The organism is Saccharothrix ecbatanensis, assembly GCF_014205015.1.
Lineage (GTDB): Bacteria > Actinomycetota > Actinomycetes > Mycobacteriales > Pseudonocardiaceae > Actinosynnema > Actinosynnema ecbatanense.
On record NZ_JACHMO010000001.1, the window covers coordinates 6,296,081 to 6,312,232 of the forward strand.

The window sequence follows — 16,152 nt, forward strand, 5'->3', positions numbered from 1 at the left end:
CGACGTGTGATGTCCCCACAGGAGGTGCTGTCGGGTCTCGACGGGTTCACCATCGAGGTGCCGAGCTGGGCGTACGGGAATTCCGGCACCCGGTTCAAGGTGTTCAGCACGCCGGGCACCCCGCGGGACCCGTTCGAGAAGATCGCGGACGCCGCGCGCGTGCACGCGCTGACCGGGTTGGCGCCGCGCGTGTCCCTCCACATCCCGTGGGACCGGGTCGAGGACTACGGGGCGCTGGCAGCGCACGCCGAGGAGCACGGCGTCCGGATCGGGGCGATCAACTCGAACCTGTTCCAGGACGACGACTACAAGTTCGGCTCCCTGACGCACACCGATCCGAAAGTGCGCGCCAAGGCCGTCGAGCACCACCTCGAGTGCGTCGACATCATGGCGAAGACCGGGTCGACGGACCTGAAGCTGTGGCTGCCGGACGGCACGAACTACGCGGGGCAGGCGTCGTTGCGGGCCCGGCAGGACCGACTGGCCGACTCGCTCACGCAGATCTACGCGGCGCTGGAGCCGCACCACCGGCTGCTGGTCGAGTACAAGTTCTTCGAGCCGTACTTCTACGCCATGGACATCCCGGACTGGGGCACCGCGCTGCTGCACTGCCAAGCGCTGGGCGACCGGGCGCAGGTCGTGCTGGACACCGGTCACCACGCGCCGGGCACCAACATCGAGTTCATCGTCATGCAGCTGCTGCGGGCGGGCCGGCTGGGCGCGTTCGACTTCAACTCCCGCTACTACGCCGACGACGACCTGATCGTCGGCTCCGCGGACCCGTTCCAGCTGTTCCGGATCATGGCGGAGATCGCCTCGGTGGGCGGGCACCTGCCGGAGTCCGGGGTGAACTTCATGCTCGACCAGTGCCACAACATCGAGGACAAGATCGCGGGCCAGATCCGATCGGTCCTCAACGTCGAGCAGGCACTGGCCAAGGCTCTGCTCGTGGACACGGACGCGCTGACCTCGGCGGAGGAAGCCGGCGACGTGATCGGCGCGCACGACGTGCTGATGGACGCCTTCCACACCGACGTCCGCGGCGCGCTCGCCGACCGCCGCGAGGCCCGCGGGCTGCCGCGTGACCCGATGGCCGCCTACCGCGCCTCCGGCTACGCCGCCGAGATCGCCGCCGGGCGCATCGGCGGCACGCAGGCCGCCTGGACCTGATCCCCCTCGCCACCGCTCGTCCCCGAGGAGCTTCTCCAACATGACCGACAACCCGACCGTGGCGTCGCTGGTCGCCCGCTCGAACCGGCTGGGCGCCGACCCGCGCAACACCAACTACGCCGGCGGCAACACGTCCGCCAAGGGCGACGGGACCGACCCGGTCACCGGCGACCAGGTCGAGCTGATGTGGGTGAAGGGCTCGGGCGGCGACCTCGGCACGCTCACCCCCGCCGGCCTGGCCGTGCTGCGGCTGGACCGGCTGCGCGCGCTGGTGGACGTCTACCCCGGCGTCGACCGCGAGGACGAGATGGTCGCCGCGTTCGACTACTGCCTGCACGGCAAGGGCGGCGCGGCGCCGTCGATCGACACCGCGATGCACGGCCTGGTCGACGCGCCGCACGTGGACCACCTGCACCCCGACTCGGGCATCGCGCTGGCCACCGCCGCCGACGGCGAGAAGCTGACCGGTCAGTGCTTCGGCGACCGGGTGGCGTGGGTGGACTGGCGTCGCCCCGGCTTCCAGCTCGGCCTGGACATCGCGGCGATCAAGGCGGCGAACCCGCAGGCCATCGGCTGTGTGCTGGGCGGGCACGGGATCACCGCGTGGGGCGACACGTCCGAGGAGTGCGAGGCGCACTCGTTGGAGATCATCCGGACGGCCGAGGAGTTCCTGGCCGAACACGGTGTCGCGGAGCCGTTCGGCGCGATCGTTCCCGGGAACGAGCCGCTGCCCGAGGACGAGCGCCGGGCCAAGGCGGCGGCGATCTTCCCGACCGTGCGAGGGCTTGCGTCGACCGACCACCCGCAGGTCGGGCACTACACCGACGCCGACGTCGTGCTGGACTTCCTGGCCCGGGAGAAGCTGTCCCCGCTGGCCGAGCTGGGCACCTCGTGCCCCGACCACTTCCTGCGCACCAAGGTCAAGCCGCTCGTGGTCGACCTGCCCGCCACCGCGAGCGTCGAGGAGATCACCGCCCGGCTCAAGGAGCTGCACGCGGCCTATCGGGACGACTACCGCGCGTACTACGAGCGGCACGCCACCCCGGACTCCCCGGCGATGCGCGGCGCGGACCCGGCGATCGTGCTCGTGCCCGGCGTGGGCATGTTCTCCTTCGGCCGCAACAAGCAGACCGCGCGGGTGGCGGGCGAGTTCTACGTCAACGCCATCAACGTCATGCGCGGCGCGGAGTCCGTGTCGACGTACCGGCCGATCGCCGAGTCGGAGAAGTTCCGGATCGAGTACTGGGCGCTCGAAGAGGCCAAGCTGGCCCGGATGCCCAAGCCCAAGCCGTTGGCGACCCGCGTCGCCCTGGTCACCGGCGCGGCGTCCGGCATCGGCAAGGCCATCGCCGAACGGCTGGCCGCCGAGGGCGCGTGCGTGGTCGTCGCCGACCTCGACGGGGAGAAGGCCTCCGCCGTCGCCGCCGGGATCGGCAGCGCCGACACCGCGATCGGCGTGGCCGCGGACGTGTCGGATGAAGCAGCCGTCGAGCGGGCGTTCGCGGAGGCGGTGCTCGCGTTCGGCGGGGTCGACCTGATCGTGAACAACGCCGGGCTGTCGATCTCCAAGCCGCTGCTGGAGACCACCGTGCGCGACTGGGACCTCCAGCACGACGTGATGGCGCGCGGGTCGTTCCTGGTGTCACGGGCCGCCGCACGCGTGATGGTCGAGCAGGGCATCGGCGGCGACATCATCTACATCTCGTCGAAGAACGGCGTGTTCGCCGGACCCAACAACGTCGCCTACGGCGCGACCAAGGCAGACCAGGCCCACCAGGTGCGGCTGCTGGCCGCCGAACTCGGGCCGCAGGGCATCCGGGTCAACGGCGTCAACCCCGACGGCGTGGTGCGTGGTTCGGGCATCTTCGCCGGCGGGTGGGGCGCCCAGCGCGCCGCCGTGTACGGGGTCAAGGAGGAGGACTTGGGCGCCTACTACGCCAAGCGCACGCTACTCGGCCGCGAGGTGCTGCCCGAGCACGTCGCCGCCGCCGTCTTCGCGCTCGCCGGCGGTGATCTCTCCCAGACCACCGGGCTGCACATCCCGGTCGACTCCGGCGTCGCCGCCGCCTTCCTGCGCTGATGGGCGTGCGGATCGCGGCCGTCGACCTGGGCGCGTCCAGCGGGCGCGTGATGGCGTTCGACATCGCGGCCGACCGGGTGGACTTCGCCGAGGCGCACCGGTTCCCCAACGGGCCGGTGCGGCTCGGCGACACCCTGCACTGGGACGTGCTCGCGCTCTACCAAGGCGTGCTCGACGGTCTGCGGGCCGCCGGACCGCGACTGGACTCGGTCGGCATCGACTCCTGGGCCGTCGACTACGGCCTGTTGGACGCCACCGGGGCGTTGCTCGGCAACCCCGTGCACTACCGGGACGCGCGCACCGACGGAGTCCCCGACGCCGTCCACGCCCGCGTCCCGGCGGCCGACCTGTACGGCGTCACCGGGCTGCAAGTGTTGCCGTTCAACACCATCTACCAACTCGCCGCCGCGCAGGGCACACCGCAACTGGCGGCGGCACGGCAGCTGTTGTTGATCCCCGACCTGCTCGGGCACTGGCTCACCGGGGCACGCGTCACGGAGGTCACCAACGCCTCCACCACGGGTCTGCTCGACGCCCGCACCCGCACGTGGTCCACGGAGTTGATGTCCGGCCTGGGTATCGCCGAAGGGCTGTTCGCGCCCTTGGTCGAGCCCGGCACGGTGATCGGCGAACTCCTGCCGCACGTGGGGGCCGGTTCCGTCCCGGTGGTGGCGGTCGGGTCGCACGACACCGCGTCCGCCGTCGTCGGAGTACCGGCGACCACGCGGAACTTCGCCTACGTCGCCACCGGCACGTGGTCGCTGGTCGGGGTCGAGCTGGACGCCCCGGTGCTCACCGAAGCCGGTCGCCAGGCCAACTTCTCCAACGAGCTCGGCGTCGACGGCACGGTGCGCTACCTGCGCAACGTGATGGGCCTGTGGCTGTTGCAGGAGTGCCTGCGCGAGTGGGGCGATCCCGACCTGACGGGCCTGCTGGACGCCGCCGCGGGAGAACCGGGCTTGACGGCCGTGGTGGACGCGGGCGATCCGGCGTTCATCCCGCCCGGCGACATGCCGGCCCGGATCGCCGCTGCTTGCACCCGGACCGGTCAACCCGCACCGGGCACGCCCGCCGCGCTGGTGCGGTGTGTGCTGGACAGCCTGGCCCTGGCCCACCGCCGTGCGGTCCGCCAGGCCTCCGACCTGTCTGGCCAGCACGTGGATGTCGTGCACGTCGTGGGCGGCGGTGCGCGCAATCGCTTGCTGTGTCAGCTCACCGCGGACGCGTGCGGGCTGCCGGTGATCGCCGGACCGGTCGAGGCCGCGGCGTACGGCAACGCGCTGGTCCAGGCACGAGCGCTGGGCGTGGTCACCGGCGGTCTGCCCGAGCTGCGGGCGCTGGTGCGTGAGTCGACCGAACTGGTCCGGTACGAGCCGAACGGCGACCCGTCGGCCTGGCGGGCGGCGGAAGAGCGCCTGACCGCACGCGAGTCCGGAGCGGCCTGAACGACGGGGTGGTGCGGCCGTGGAACCGTCCGGCCGCACCACCTCGATCCATCAGCCCTTGAAGCGGACCGTGTACTCCCGTTGCGCGGTCCCGTCCTCGCTGGTCACGGTGACCTTCGCGGTCGGGTCGGAGTGGTCGGCCTGGTCGACCGCCACCTTCGCGTACGGGTCGGCCGCGACCGCGGTCACCTCACCCCGCCGTGCGTCGACCTGGTACGCCGTGGTGCCCGGGTCGAAGCCCGCGACCGGCGTGCCGTCCACCGCGAGCTGAGCCGCCGACGCTTCCGCCGACTGCCCGGGAGCCTTGGTGAACACCTCGATCTCGCTGATCGTCATGTACAGCGACGGCCGTGCGGTGAACACGACCCGGACCGCGTCGGTGGCCGATGCCCGCAGAGGCACCTCCACCACGGGCGCGGGCGCGCCGTCGCCGACGACCGGCACCACGTCACTCGCGTCGACCCACGTGCCGCCGGCGTCCCGCACCTGCACCCGGAGCGACTGCGCGTAGCTCGCGGTCGACCCGTCGCGGTAGAAGTGCACGACGACGCGGTTGACATCCCGTGCGCCCGGCAGTTGGTAGGTCAGCGTGTCGGACGGGTTCTTCGTGCCCGACCTCCAGTTGGACCACGCCTTGTCGTTCGTGACGCCGTTGCGCAGCCGGTCCGGGGAGTAGCCGGACTCGGTGTAGGTGGACGAGGCCCGCACGCCGTCTTCCAGCGCCGCGTTGGTCTCGACCGGCCGGGTGACCTGCACCCGTGCCGTCGCGGGCACCGTGGAACCGTCGACCACACTTGCCGTGCCTTGGACGGTCACCACGCCCGGCTCGGTGGTCGTCGGCATCGCCTGCCACGTCACCCGCAGCTCGGTGGTTCCGCCGTTCGTACCCACACCGATCACGGTGGCAGGCAAGGAAGGCGTGCCGCCGACGTACGCCTTCGCCCGTGCGGGCTGCGTCGACGCGATGGTGTCCACCGTGACGACCGCCGTAGTGTGGAAGGTCCGCCCGAGCGGATCGGTCGCGGTGCCCGGCACCCGCACGGTCCCCGGTCGGGACCACCGCGACACCGGCATCGGCTCCCACTGGACGGGCAGCGCGCCACCCGCGCCGTCACGGAGCTTCGCGGGCACGGTGGACGGCAGTTCGGGCGTCCGACCCGGCACGGTGAAGACCGCCGCGTCCTGCGCGCCCAGCACGGTCCGGTCCACCACGGTCCACCGCTGGTTCGCGCCGGAGGACGGCGTGAAGAGGCCCACCGGTGAACCGTCCGCGGTGGCTTGGCCGGTCACGTCGGGCAGTCGTCCGGTGGCGGCGTTGACGAACGTGTAGGTGCCGTCACCGGTCGTGGACATGATCCACTGCGCGGCCGGGTCGGCTTCCCCCGCCGGTTCGAGCACGAGACCGCTCCCGCGATCCGCCAACCGTTGCCCGCTCACCGCGTGCGACACCGTGTAGCGCTCACGGTTGCCGACGCCCTCGGTGACCTTCTCGACCCGCCACAACGCGCCCGCGTCGGACTGGTCGGCCGTCCGGATCACGGTCGAGCCGCCGTCGGCCGCCGGTGCCAGGGCCTTGCCGCTGTGCACGCCGGTCAGGCCGTAGACGTGGCCTTCCTGCACCAGCGCCGCGTCCTTCGACACGCCCTTGACCCCGTCGACCACGAACGTCGTCACCGACTTGGAGGGCACGGTCAGCGTGGCCGAACGGTCGTCGCCGACCCGCACCGGCGTGCCGCGCACCAGAGCACCGTTGACGTCGGACACCACAGGCGTCACGGTCGCGTGCGGCAGCACCACACCGAACCGCGACAGGTCCAGCTTCACAGCGCGCTGCCGGTCCGTGCTGTTGACGTGCACGACCGTTGCGGCGTCACCGGAGGCGGACACAGCGGCCATGCTGGACGTGTCGTCCACCTTGACCACGCGGTCACCGGGGCGGACGAAGTGGGTGAAGTTCCGGATCGTGTTGAACTTCGTGTTCGTGCCGACCGGGCACGTCTCCAGCGTGGCGTCGGGCGCGCAGTCGAACGGGACCTGGACGGCGCCCCAGTTCTTGCCCGCCGCGAACTGCGGGTTGTAGTCCTCGATGGCCTGCCACAGCAGCCACGCGGACGGCTCCAGCTCGCGCATGTCGGCCACGATCCGCTCGGCGATGCCGAGCCCCGGGTCCATGTCGGTGAAGCTGTGGCGGTTGCCCCAGGTGCCGTCCACCTCGCTCATCCACAGCGGCTTGTCGGCGCCCTTGGCGATGTCCCGCGACGACGTCCGGTCACCGGTGCCGTACGTGTGCACGTTGAGCTGGTCGATCGCCGCGCGCGTGTCGGCGTTGTAGCCGTTCCAGTTGGTCCGGAACCGGCCGGAGTCGGTCTCGTCCATCGCGGACAGGCGCGCGCCGAGCTGGGACTGGCTCAACGCCCGCTGGAGCGCGAGGACCACGCTCTGCTGGAGGGCCGGACCGGCGTGCGCGCCTTCCTGACGACCGCCGGTGGGCTGGCCGTCCGGACCGAGCTGCGTGCCCCAGTACGGGGTGTTCGGCTCGTTCAGCGGCTCGACGAGGTCGAACTCGATGCCGTGCTCGCGCTCGATGTGCTCGGACACCCGGACCAGGTACGTGGCGAACTCGTCCACCTTGTCCGGGCGGATCTGGTCGGCACTGGCGTTGAACCCGCCGGACACGTACCCGCTGACCGTCTGGAACCACGGCGGCGAGTTGCTGAACGCCTCCCAGGTGTCGACCTTGTCCTTGATCCGGTCGACCCACCACCGCTGGTTGGCGTCGGCGTCCCAGTCCCAGTGCTCCGGGTTGTCCGGGTCCCACCAGTCCATGTCCTCGCGCGTGGTGCCCTCCGGCGCGTTCCAGAAGCCCTCCATCGTCGCGCCGGCCTTCATGTAGTCCTTGCGGACGTCCGGCGCGTTGCCGCCGCCGATGTTGTAGCGGGCGATGTTGAGCCGCAGCCCGTCCTCGCCGAACAGCAGGTCCGCCAGCCGGTTGCGGACCTCGTCGGGGTAGCCGCCGGTGGCGTTGGCGAACCAGACCAGGCTCGTGCCCCAGCCCTCGAACGCGGCCTGCTGGTAGGACGGGTCGGGCCGGACCGTGACCGACTGCACCTCCCCTGCCTGGGCAATCGCAGCCGGAGGCCCGGCGGCGGCCAAGGCGCCACCCGCCAGCACGGCGGCCAGACCCAGGCGGGCGAGCCTGACGGGTGTTCTGCGAAGTCTCATCGTCGTTGATCTCCTCTTCAGAACGGACGGCCCTGCGGGGACGTCGTGGAAAGCGCTTTCCCGCTACGGAAAAGCGCTCCCCACGACTGCTTACATCACGGACCTACTGAACGGACAGGCGCGCGGTGATCGCACGCGTGTTGCCGTACACCACGTAAAGCAGCGGCGCGCACGCCACCAGCAGACCCACCAGCGGCTGGGCCAGCACGATCGCCACGGCGAGCCCGAGCACGACCACGTTCGCCAGACCGAGGTACCAGCGTCGTGCCACCAGCCACAGGCACGGCCAAAGAAGTGCGCGCACCCGCGCTGTGTCCGAAGTGGCAAGCACCAGGACAACCGCGATCACCGTGGCCACGACCAGCACGGACGCCGTCACGAAGAACGGCACCAGCGCCGGTCCCCACGAGGTGCGGGCCACCACGACGGCGTCGAAACCCAACACCGCCACCACCGCGGCACCGCCGAACCACACCGCCACGGCACGCCCGGCAGCACGCCGGTAGGCCGTGACGAACGGTCGCCACACCGTCGGCGGACCGTCGCCCAGAGCCGCGAAACAACCGAACACCCCGGCCAACGCGGGTGCGCAGAACCCCGACAGCACGACGAAGAACGGCCACGACGCGAGCGGATCCCGTACGACGGCCAGCGCCAGCAGCAACGGCGAACAGCCCACCGCCAGCAGCACGTTGGCCATCAGCCCGACGTACACCATCCCGAAGACCTTGTCGTAGGTCTCCTGGGCGGCGGGACGCAGCAGTCGCACGGCCACCGCGCTCACCCCTTGAGCCCGGTCGTCGCGATACCGCGGATGAAGTACCGCTGCCCCAACAAGAAGAGCAGCAGGATCGGCAGCACCGACAACACCGCACCGGTCATGATCATGGCGTACTCGGCGTCGTACTGGCCGACGAACGAGCGCAGACCAAGCTGCACGGTCCACAGTTCGTTGCTGGTCAGGTAGATGAACGGACCCATGTAGTCGTTCCAGGTGGTGACGAACGTGAGCAGCGCCAGGCTGGCGAGCGCCGGTTTCGACAGCGGCAGGATGATCCGCCAGTAGATCCCGTACTCGTTCAACCCGTCGATGCGCGCGGCCTCGCACAACTCGTCCGGGATCGACATGTAGTACTGCCGCATCAGGAACACGCCGAACGCGCCGAACGCCTGCAACAGGATGATCGACCAGTACGTGTTCGTCAGTTCCATCTTCTGCATCATGATGTACTGCGGCACCATGTACGCCTGCCACGGCACGGCGATCGTGGCGATGTACATCAGGAACAACGCGTTCCGGCCGGGGAACCGCACCTTGGCGAACCCGTACGCGGCGAAGCTGCCGGTGAGCACCTGCAACAGCGTGATCGTCACCGAGAGGAACAGCGAGTTGCCGAGGTAGGCGGCCAGCGGGATGCGGTCCCAGATGTCCACGAAGTTCGACCAGCGGAGTTCGTCCGGGATCCACTGGATCGGGACCGTGAACACCTCGTTGTTGCGCTTGAGCGACGAGGAGAGCATCCACGCGAACGGGACGAGCACGAGCAGTGCCACCACGACCATGGCGGTGTAGGTGAGCACCGGTCGGGTGATCCGCCACGCGAGGTTGCGGGTCTTGGCCGGAGGTGGCGGGTCGAGTGGCGGCGAGGTCGGCGGCACTTGGTGCAACGTGGTCATCAGCCGTTCCTCCGCTCGTTGAGGCGGAACTGGAGGACGGTCACGCCGAGCACGATGACGAACAGCACCAACGCTATCGCCGACGAGTAGCCGAAGTGGCCTTCGGTGATGCCCTCGCGGTACACGAGCTGGGAGAGCACCAGCGTGCTCCGCCCGGGTCCGCCGTCGGTCATGACGACGATGAGGTCCAGCACCTTGAAGCTCTGGACCGTCAGCATGACCAGCACGAAGAACGTGGTCGGCCGCAGCGACGGCAGGGTGATGTGCCAGAACCGGTGCCACGCGTTCGCGCCGTCCACCCGTGCCGCCTCGTAGTACTCCTCCGGGATCGACTGGAGGCCGGCCAGGTAGAGCACCATGTAGTACCCCATGTCCCGCCACACGCTGGTGATGATCACCGCGGGCATCGCCCAGTCGGTGCTCGCCACCCAGCCCGGCGGGTCGCTGACGCCGATCGCGCCGAGGAACTGGTTCACCGGGCCCATGGTGGGGTTGAACAGCATGTTCCACACCACGGCCACGGCGACCAACGACGTGACGTAGGGGAAGAAGGCCGCGGTGCGGAAGAAGGCCACACCGCGAATCTTCCGGTTGAGCACGATCGCCAGCCCGAGCGCGGCGAGCATGGTCAGCGGGATGTGCCCCGCCGCGTAGTACAGCGTGTTGCCCAGCGCGACCCGGAAGTTCTCGTCCTCCAGCATCTCGGCGAAGTTGTCGAGGCCGATCCACTCCGGCGCGCGGTAGGAGTCCCACTCCATGAACGCCAGGACGAACGCCGCGATCACCGGCACAAGGGTGAACAGGGCGAACCCGAGGAAGTTCGGGAAGATGAAACTCCAGCCGATGAGGGTGTTGCGCCGGGTCCGGCGGCGTTGTTCCGGACCTCGTGGCGGCGGCGCGGGCGGCGCTTTCGTCTTGGTCATTGCAGTGGCCATGCTCGTCCTCGTGCTGGTGTCGGCGGGCGTCGAGGTCGGGCCCGGCTAGTCGATGACCTTCTTGACCCGGTCGCGCATGGACTGGATGCCGTCCTCGACCGACTTCTCACCGACCATGATCAGTTCGTGCTCTTCCTTGAGGATCGTGTCCACGTCGGCGGTGTGCTCGCTGACCGGCATCTCCAGCATGGTCTTGTCCGGGGCGAGGGCCTTGGTGGTCTGCTCGCCGCTCGGCATGCCCTCCAGCGACGCGTACAGCTTGGTGATCTCGTCGGTCTGCAACGCGGGCAGGACGCCGATCTTCGCGATCGCCTTCGCGCCTTCGACGCCCGACGCGAACTCCACGAACTTCCGCGCGGTCTCGGTGTGCTTGGCGTTCTTGTTCACCGCGAACGCGGTCGGCGAGCCGAACGTGGTGACGCCGGACGCGCCCGGGCGCTGCGGCATGGGCGCGATGCCCCACTCGACCGCGGTGTCGCCCTTCTTCTTGGCGGCCAGGATGCCCGCCGTGTACCAGGTGCCCATCGGCAGCATCGCCGCCGCGCCGGTCTCGAACATGGTCCGGTAGTTGGCCTGCTGGGACTTCGCGCTGCCGAAGTCGAGCGCGGCGCCGGACTTCTGGAGGTCGAGCGCCATCCTGTACTGGTCGGCGAAGAACTCGAAGTCGCCCGTGATCTGGTCGCCGTCGTTCTGCGCCGCCGAGGTGGCCTGCACGACCGACCGCCAGACGTGGTGGTACGTGCCGTAGACCTTCTTGCCGTCCGCTTCCTTGGTGAGCTTCTTGGCGGTCTCGGCGTACTGGTCCCAGGTCATGTTCTCCGGGTAGGCGACGCCAGCCTCGTCGAACATCTTCTTGTTGTAGTAGAGCAGCCAGAAGTCCTGGCGGTAGGGCAGCGCGAAGTACTTGCCCTCCTGGTCGAAGGCGTCGAGCCCAGCCAGGTCGTCCTTGTTCTTCACCAGGTCGCTGACGTCGGCCAACTGACCGCGGCCCGCGTACCGGGCGTAGTCGATGACGTTCTTCATGGTGATCACGTCAGTGGTGTCACCGCCCGCGAGCATGGTGGTGACCTTGGTGGGGTAGTCCGGGGCCAGGATGTCGACCGGCTGGATCGTCACCTCGGGGTTGGCCGCCTCGAAGGCATCGAACATGGCCTTGAACTCAGGCGTGGTGTCCAGGTTCCACACCGCCACGCTCAACGTGACCGGGCCGCTCTCGTCGGCCGGGTCACCCGAACCACAGCCCGCCGTCACGAGCGACAACGCCGTGAGCGCGACCAGCGCCCCGCGGACGCGGCCCCGCCGACCTGCGCGTGGCTTGTTCGGAGTCATCATCGATCCCGTCCCTTTCCCAACATCATTCCGTGGTGGTGCGGCAGGTGCGCCGCGGTCGAGCCAATTCACGCGCTCTTCCCGAACGTGTCCGGGGTGACTGCGGCGCGAGGCGGGCGGCCGGACAGGTAGCGCTCCAGCTCGTCGATCGCGCTGTCGCTCATCCGCCTGGTTTCCGAACCCAGCGAGCCCGCGATGTGCGGGGTGATCATCACGTTGGGCAGGTCGTAGAGGACCGAATCGGCCGGCAGCGGCTCCGGGTCGGTCACGTCCAGGATCGCGTCGAGCCGGCCGGTGGCGCACTCCCGCTCCAGCGCCGCCGTGTCCAGCACGGAACCGCGCGCGGTGTTCACCACCGTCGCGCCGTCACGCAGCATCGCCAGCTCGGCGGCCCCGATCAGGTGGCGGGTGGAGCCCAGCTCCGGCACGTGCAGCGACAGCACGTCACTGGCCCGCAGCAGCTCCGGCAGCCCGACCAGCCGGCCACCCGCCGCCGTCACCTCGACCGGGTCCACGTACGGGTCGTACACCAGCACCGTCACGTCCATCTCGCGGAGCCGGTCCACCACCCGGCGGCCGACCCGGGAGAACCCGGCCACGCCGATCGTGCGATCGCGGTTGGTCAACTCGCCGCGTTTCGCCAGGTAGGACCAGTCGTCACGGTGCTTGCGCGCGTCCTGGGCGAGGAACGGCGCCTTCTTACCCGCGAACACGATGGCGGCCACGGTGAACTCGGCCACCGGGATGGCGTTCTCGTCGGCCGCCGTGGTGACCAGGATGCCGCGCCGCCACACCTCGTCGGTCACGAACGACCGCACGCTGCCCGCGCCGTGGAAGATGGCGCGCAGGTCAGGGGCCGCGGCCAGCCGCTCCGTGGTGAGCGGCGGGCAGCCCCACGACGTCAGCAGCACCTCCACCTCGTGCAGTCTGCGCCGCACCGCCGGTGAGTCCAACTCTGCCGTCGACACCGGGTCGGCGAGGCTGACCAGCCGGTCCAGCCGGTCCAGCTGCGCGGGGCCGAACTGCACTTGGAAGTGCTCCGGCTCCATCACCAGCAGCGCCTGTGGTCGTCGTGGTCCGTGGGTCACGCGGAGTCCTTTACGGCCGGAACGCTCGAAAGAGTGGCCCGATCATGTGTGATCGTGTTTTTCAAGTCAAGACTTGTTTCGTTCAGTTACGATCAGTTTCATCCAGGTGCACGAGCGAAGGTGAGCCGAGATGATCAACGCGGAGTCGAGCGCCGAACGGACCGTCGCGGGTCCGCTGCGGGCTGCCTGGGGTTCGCGAGCGGAGGCGTCGGCGCTGGCGGACGTGCTGCTGCCGCCGTCGACCGCGCTGCCCGGGTTCGCCGACCCGGAGCGGTGGCCGCCGAACGCCCTGACCAGGTTGGCGTCCGTCCTCGACCTGGCCCGCTCCGAACGCGGCACGCCGTGGCCGCAGCCGACCGCGTCCCAGTACGCGCGCTTCTTCCGCGACGGCGACGGCGACCGGACCGATTACGAGACACCGGTTTTCGACCTGGACCACCGCCTCACCCGCGCCGTCCTCGCCGCCCTCGTCAGCCGGGACGACGACCTGCTGGACGAGGTGGCCGACGGCGTCCTGCTGCTGTGCGAGCGCAGCACCTGGTGCTGGCCCGCGCACGAGGAGCACCACCGCTTGCGCGGCGCGGTCGTGCCCGACCCGGACCTCCCGTACCTGGACCTCGGCGCCGGGGTCGTCGCCGCGCAACTGGCCTGGCTCGACCACGTTCTCGGTGATCGCCTGGACGTCCGGTGGCCTGGCCTGCGCGCCCGCGTGCGCCGCGAAGTCCGGGTCCGCGTGCTCGACCCGTTCACGTCCCGACATGACTGGCACTGGCTCGGGCTCGACGGCGACGTGCACAACTGGTGCCCGTGGATCTGCGGGAACGTCCTGGTAGCGGCCCTGCGCCTGGTGGACGACCCGGCCGACCGCGCCCGGATCGTGGCCGACACCGTGCGCGCGATCGACCGCTACCTGGCCGCCCTCCCGCCGGACGGGTCGGTGGACGAGGGCTTCGAGTACTGGTGGAACGGCGCGTGCCGCGCGCTGGAGGCGCTCGACCTCCTGGAGCACGCCACCGGCGGCCGGTTGACCGCCGCCGACGTGCCGGTGGTGCGCGAAACCGTCCGCTTCCCGCGCCTGATGCACCTCGGCGGCCCCTGGTACGTCAACCTCGCCGACGCCCGCGCCCTGCCTTCCGGCGGTCAGCCGTGGCACGTGCCGCAGGAGTGGGCCCGCCGCGTCGGGGACCGGGACGTCGCCCTCCACGCGGCGGCCCAGCGGTCCACCGCGATCCCCGACACCGCCGAGCTGGGGCGCGCGCTGCGTGATCTCGCCACGCCGCTGCCCGACCACCCCGCCGAACCGCTGGTCGGCAGCGTCTGGCTGCCGGGCACCCAGGTCGGCCTCGCCCGCGCCACCGCCGGGTCGACCGCCGGACCGACCCTCGTGATCAAGGGCGGCCACAACGACGAGAACCACAACCACAACGACGTAGGCAGCGTGATCGTGGCGATCGACGGCGTGCCCGTGCTGGTCGACGCCGGCCGCCCCACCTACACCAAGCAGACGTTCAGCGCCGACCGCTACGACATCTGGACCATGCAGAGCAGTTGGCACAACGTCCCCGAAGTGCGCGGCACACCGCAGGGAACCGGACGCGACCACCGCGCCCGGGACGTCACCGTCGAGGACACCGCCGACCGGTTCCAGGTCCGGCTGGACCTCGCCCCCGCGTACCGCGTGCCCGCGCTGCGATCGTGGTGGCGCACCGCGACCCTGCACCGCGACCGGCAACGGGTGACGATCGAGGACTCCTGGGACTTCGCCGACCACGGCGACTCCCGGTCGACGCTGCACTACCTGCTCGCCGGCGACGTCGTGCGGGACGGGCCGGGGCGACTGGTCGTCCATCCGGTGTCGGGGGCGCGCGCTACGCTGGTCGCTTGGAATCCGAGCCTGGCGTCGGCCGCGCTCACCGTGCGCGAACTCGACGACCCGCTGCTCAGGACTGTGTGGGGAGAGAAGCTGACCCGGCTGGAACTGCGCCTGCCCGACCCGGCGCGGGGTAGCCTCATGATCATGGTGGAGGTGTGCGCATGACGATGTCGGAGCCGTCCGCCATGCTGCCCTCGGAACGACGCGCCAAGGTCATCGAGCTGCTGCGCCGGCGCGGCACCGTCCGGGTGCACGACCTCGCGGACGAGCTCGAGGTCTCCGCGATCACCGTGCGCCGGGACATCACCCTGCTCGCCGAACAGGGCCTGGTCCGCCGGGTCCGCGGCGGCGCCACCGTCACCGCGGCCGTCACGGACGACGCTCCGACCTACTCGGCGCCCCACGGCCATCCCGCGGAGCCGAACGGCAGCGCCGCGTCCGTCGCCGAACGCAGGCAGCCCGCCGAACGCCCGGGTCAGCTCACCGTCGGCATGGTCGTCCCGTCGCTGGACTACTACTGGCCGGACGTGATCAAGGGCGTGCGCGAGGCCGCCGCCGAAGCCGACGTGCGGATCGTGCTGCGCGGCGCCACCTACGAGGCCGTCGACGAACGCCGACAGCTCACCAGGCTGATCGAGACCGTCGGCGTCGACGGCCTGCTGGTCGCCCCGACCACCACCGGCGACGAGGGCGAGGCCCTGATGCGGTGGCTGCGCTCGGTCGACGTGCCGGTCGTGCTGATCGAGCGCAGCCCGACCGACAGCTACCACGGCGCGGTCGAGTCCGTGGTCAGCGACCACGCCCGCGGCGCCGCGATGGCCGTGCGCCACCTCGCCGAACTCGGCCACCGGCGCATCGGCCTGAGCACCACGGCCCTGAGCCCGACGTCCCCGCACGTCCGACGCGGCTGGCGGGAAGCGTGCGAAGAACTCGGCCTCCCGCTCGACGGCACCCCGGACCTGCACACCGTGAACCGGCCCGCCGCGGAGTGGCCCGCCGCTCTCGACGCCCTGCTGGACTCCTGCGTCGACTCCGGCACGACGGCGCTGGTCGTCCACTCGGACCCGGAGGCGATCTCGCTGGTCGAGCGGTGCCAGGAGCGCGGCATCAGGGTGCCGGAGGACCTGGCGCTGGTCACCTACGACGACGAGGTCGCCGAGCTGTCCGACCCCCCGTTGACCGCGATACGGCCGCCGAAGGCCGCCGTCGGCCGGGCGGCCGTGACGCTGCTGGTGGACCGGCTGAGCGACCCCGATCCCCATCGGCCCGCGCACCGGATCGTGATCGAACCACGGCTGATCGTCCGCTCGTCGTCCTGAGAGAATCGAGTGGT

Annotated in this window: 11 protein-coding genes; 5 read left to right on the forward strand and 6 right to left on the reverse strand. The window is 70.5% G+C overall.

Features of this window, described 5'->3' with window-relative positions; translation table 11 throughout:
* Positions 1 to 9: 9 nt before the first annotated feature.
* Genes rhaI through F4560_RS26870 form a run of 3 tightly spaced genes read left to right on the forward strand, consistent with a single transcriptional unit; the run spans position 10 to position 4,695 of the window.
* The gene (gene rhaI, locus F4560_RS26860) at positions 10 to 1,170 is read left to right on the forward strand and encodes an L-rhamnose isomerase (RefSeq protein WP_184924368.1); all 1,161 of its coding nucleotides are present in this window, start codon (positions 10 to 12) and stop codon (positions 1,168 to 1,170) included.
* Between the two features lie 40 nt (positions 1,171 to 1,210).
* On the forward strand, positions 1,211 to 3,250 hold the full coding sequence (locus tag F4560_RS26865; protein ID WP_184924370.1) for a bifunctional aldolase/short-chain dehydrogenase: 2,040 nt from the start codon (positions 1,211 to 1,213) through the stop codon (positions 3,248 to 3,250).
* A complete protein-coding gene (locus F4560_RS26870) occupies positions 3,250 to 4,695 on the forward strand; it encodes a rhamnulokinase (RefSeq protein ID WP_184924373.1) in 1,446 nt (481 codons plus the stop codon). Before F4560_RS26865 ends, F4560_RS26870 begins: the two co-directional genes overlap by 1 nt.
* 51 nt (positions 4,696 to 4,746) lie before the next feature.
* Here the strand turns inward: F4560_RS26870 and F4560_RS26875 are convergent, their stop codons facing one another.
* The 6 genes from F4560_RS26875 to F4560_RS26900 all read right to left on the reverse strand — a co-directional run bounded on the left by F4560_RS26875 (position 4,747) and on the right by F4560_RS26900 (position 12,946).
* A complete protein-coding gene (locus F4560_RS26875; protein ID WP_184924375.1) occupies positions 4,747 to 7,917 on the reverse strand; it encodes a glycoside hydrolase in 3,171 nt (1,056 codons plus the stop codon).
* Positions 7,918 to 8,020: 103 nt separating this feature from the next.
* Complete coding sequence (locus tag F4560_RS26880; RefSeq protein ID WP_184924377.1) at positions 8,021 to 8,692, reverse strand: YesL family protein; 672 nt, start codon at positions 8,690 to 8,692, stop codon at positions 8,021 to 8,023.
* Positions 8,693 to 8,697: 5 nt separating this feature from the next.
* Positions 8,698 to 9,594 carry a carbohydrate ABC transporter permease gene (locus F4560_RS26885; RefSeq protein ID WP_184924380.1) on the reverse strand — a complete coding sequence of 299 codons (897 nt, stop codon included), beginning with the start codon at positions 9,592 to 9,594 and terminating at the stop codon, positions 8,698 to 8,700.
* Complete coding sequence (locus F4560_RS26890; protein WP_184929420.1) at positions 9,594 to 10,517, reverse strand: carbohydrate ABC transporter permease; 924 nt, start codon at positions 10,515 to 10,517, stop codon at positions 9,594 to 9,596. Before F4560_RS26890 ends, F4560_RS26885 begins: the two co-directional genes overlap by 1 nt.
* Before the next feature lie 57 nt (positions 10,518 to 10,574).
* On the reverse strand, positions 10,575 to 11,861 hold the full coding sequence (locus tag F4560_RS26895; protein WP_246477887.1) for an ABC transporter substrate-binding protein: 1,287 nt from the start codon (positions 11,859 to 11,861) through the stop codon (positions 10,575 to 10,577).
* A gap of 65 nt (positions 11,862 to 11,926) precedes the next feature.
* A complete protein-coding gene (locus F4560_RS26900; protein ID WP_312869496.1) occupies positions 11,927 to 12,946 on the reverse strand; it encodes a hydroxyacid dehydrogenase in 1,020 nt (339 codons plus the stop codon).
* A 130-nt stretch (positions 12,947 to 13,076) separates the two neighbouring features.
* Between F4560_RS26900 and F4560_RS26905 the strand changes: the two genes are divergently transcribed.
* Both F4560_RS26905 and F4560_RS26910 read left to right on the forward strand, forming a co-directional pair.
* Positions 13,077 to 14,984 carry a heparinase II/III domain-containing protein gene (locus tag F4560_RS26905; RefSeq protein WP_184924382.1) on the forward strand — a complete coding sequence of 636 codons (1,908 nt, stop codon included), beginning with the start codon at positions 13,077 to 13,079 and terminating at the stop codon, positions 14,982 to 14,984.
* Positions 14,981 to 16,138: a substrate-binding domain-containing protein gene (locus F4560_RS26910; protein WP_246477888.1), complete on the forward strand. Its 1,158-nt coding sequence runs from the start codon at positions 14,981 to 14,983 to the stop codon at positions 16,136 to 16,138. Before F4560_RS26905 ends, F4560_RS26910 begins: the two co-directional genes overlap by 4 nt.
* Positions 16,139 to 16,152 lie beyond the last annotated feature (14 nt).

Coding starts and splice junctions, on each gene's coding strand:
- rhaI (WP_184924368.1), top strand. CDS start 10: ATGTCCCCACAGGAGGTGCTGTCGGGTCTCGACGGGTTCACCATCGAG.
- F4560_RS26865 (WP_184924370.1), top strand. CDS start 1,211: ATGACCGACAACCCGACCGTGGCGTCGCTGGTCGCCCGCTCGAACCGG.
- F4560_RS26870 (WP_184924373.1), top strand. CDS start 3,250: ATGGGCGTGCGGATCGCGGCCGTCGACCTGGGCGCGTCCAGCGGGCGC.
- F4560_RS26875 (WP_184924375.1), bottom strand. CDS start 7,917: ATGAGACTTCGCAGAACACCCGTCAGGCTCGCCCGCCTGGGTCTGGCC.
- F4560_RS26885 (WP_184924380.1), bottom strand. CDS start 9,594: ATGACCACGTTGCACCAAGTGCCGCCGACCTCGCCGCCACTCGACCCG.
- F4560_RS26890 (WP_184929420.1), bottom strand. CDS start 10,517: ATGACCAAGACGAAAGCGCCGCCCGCGCCGCCGCCACGAGGTCCGGAA.
- F4560_RS26895 (WP_246477887.1), bottom strand. CDS start 11,861: ATGATGACTCCGAACAAGCCACGCGCAGGTCGGCGGGGCCGCGTCCGC.
- F4560_RS26905 (WP_184924382.1), top strand. CDS start 13,077: ATGATCAACGCGGAGTCGAGCGCCGAACGGACCGTCGCGGGTCCGCTG.
- F4560_RS26910 (WP_246477888.1), top strand. CDS start 14,981: ATGACGATGTCGGAGCCGTCCGCCATGCTGCCCTCGGAACGACGCGCC.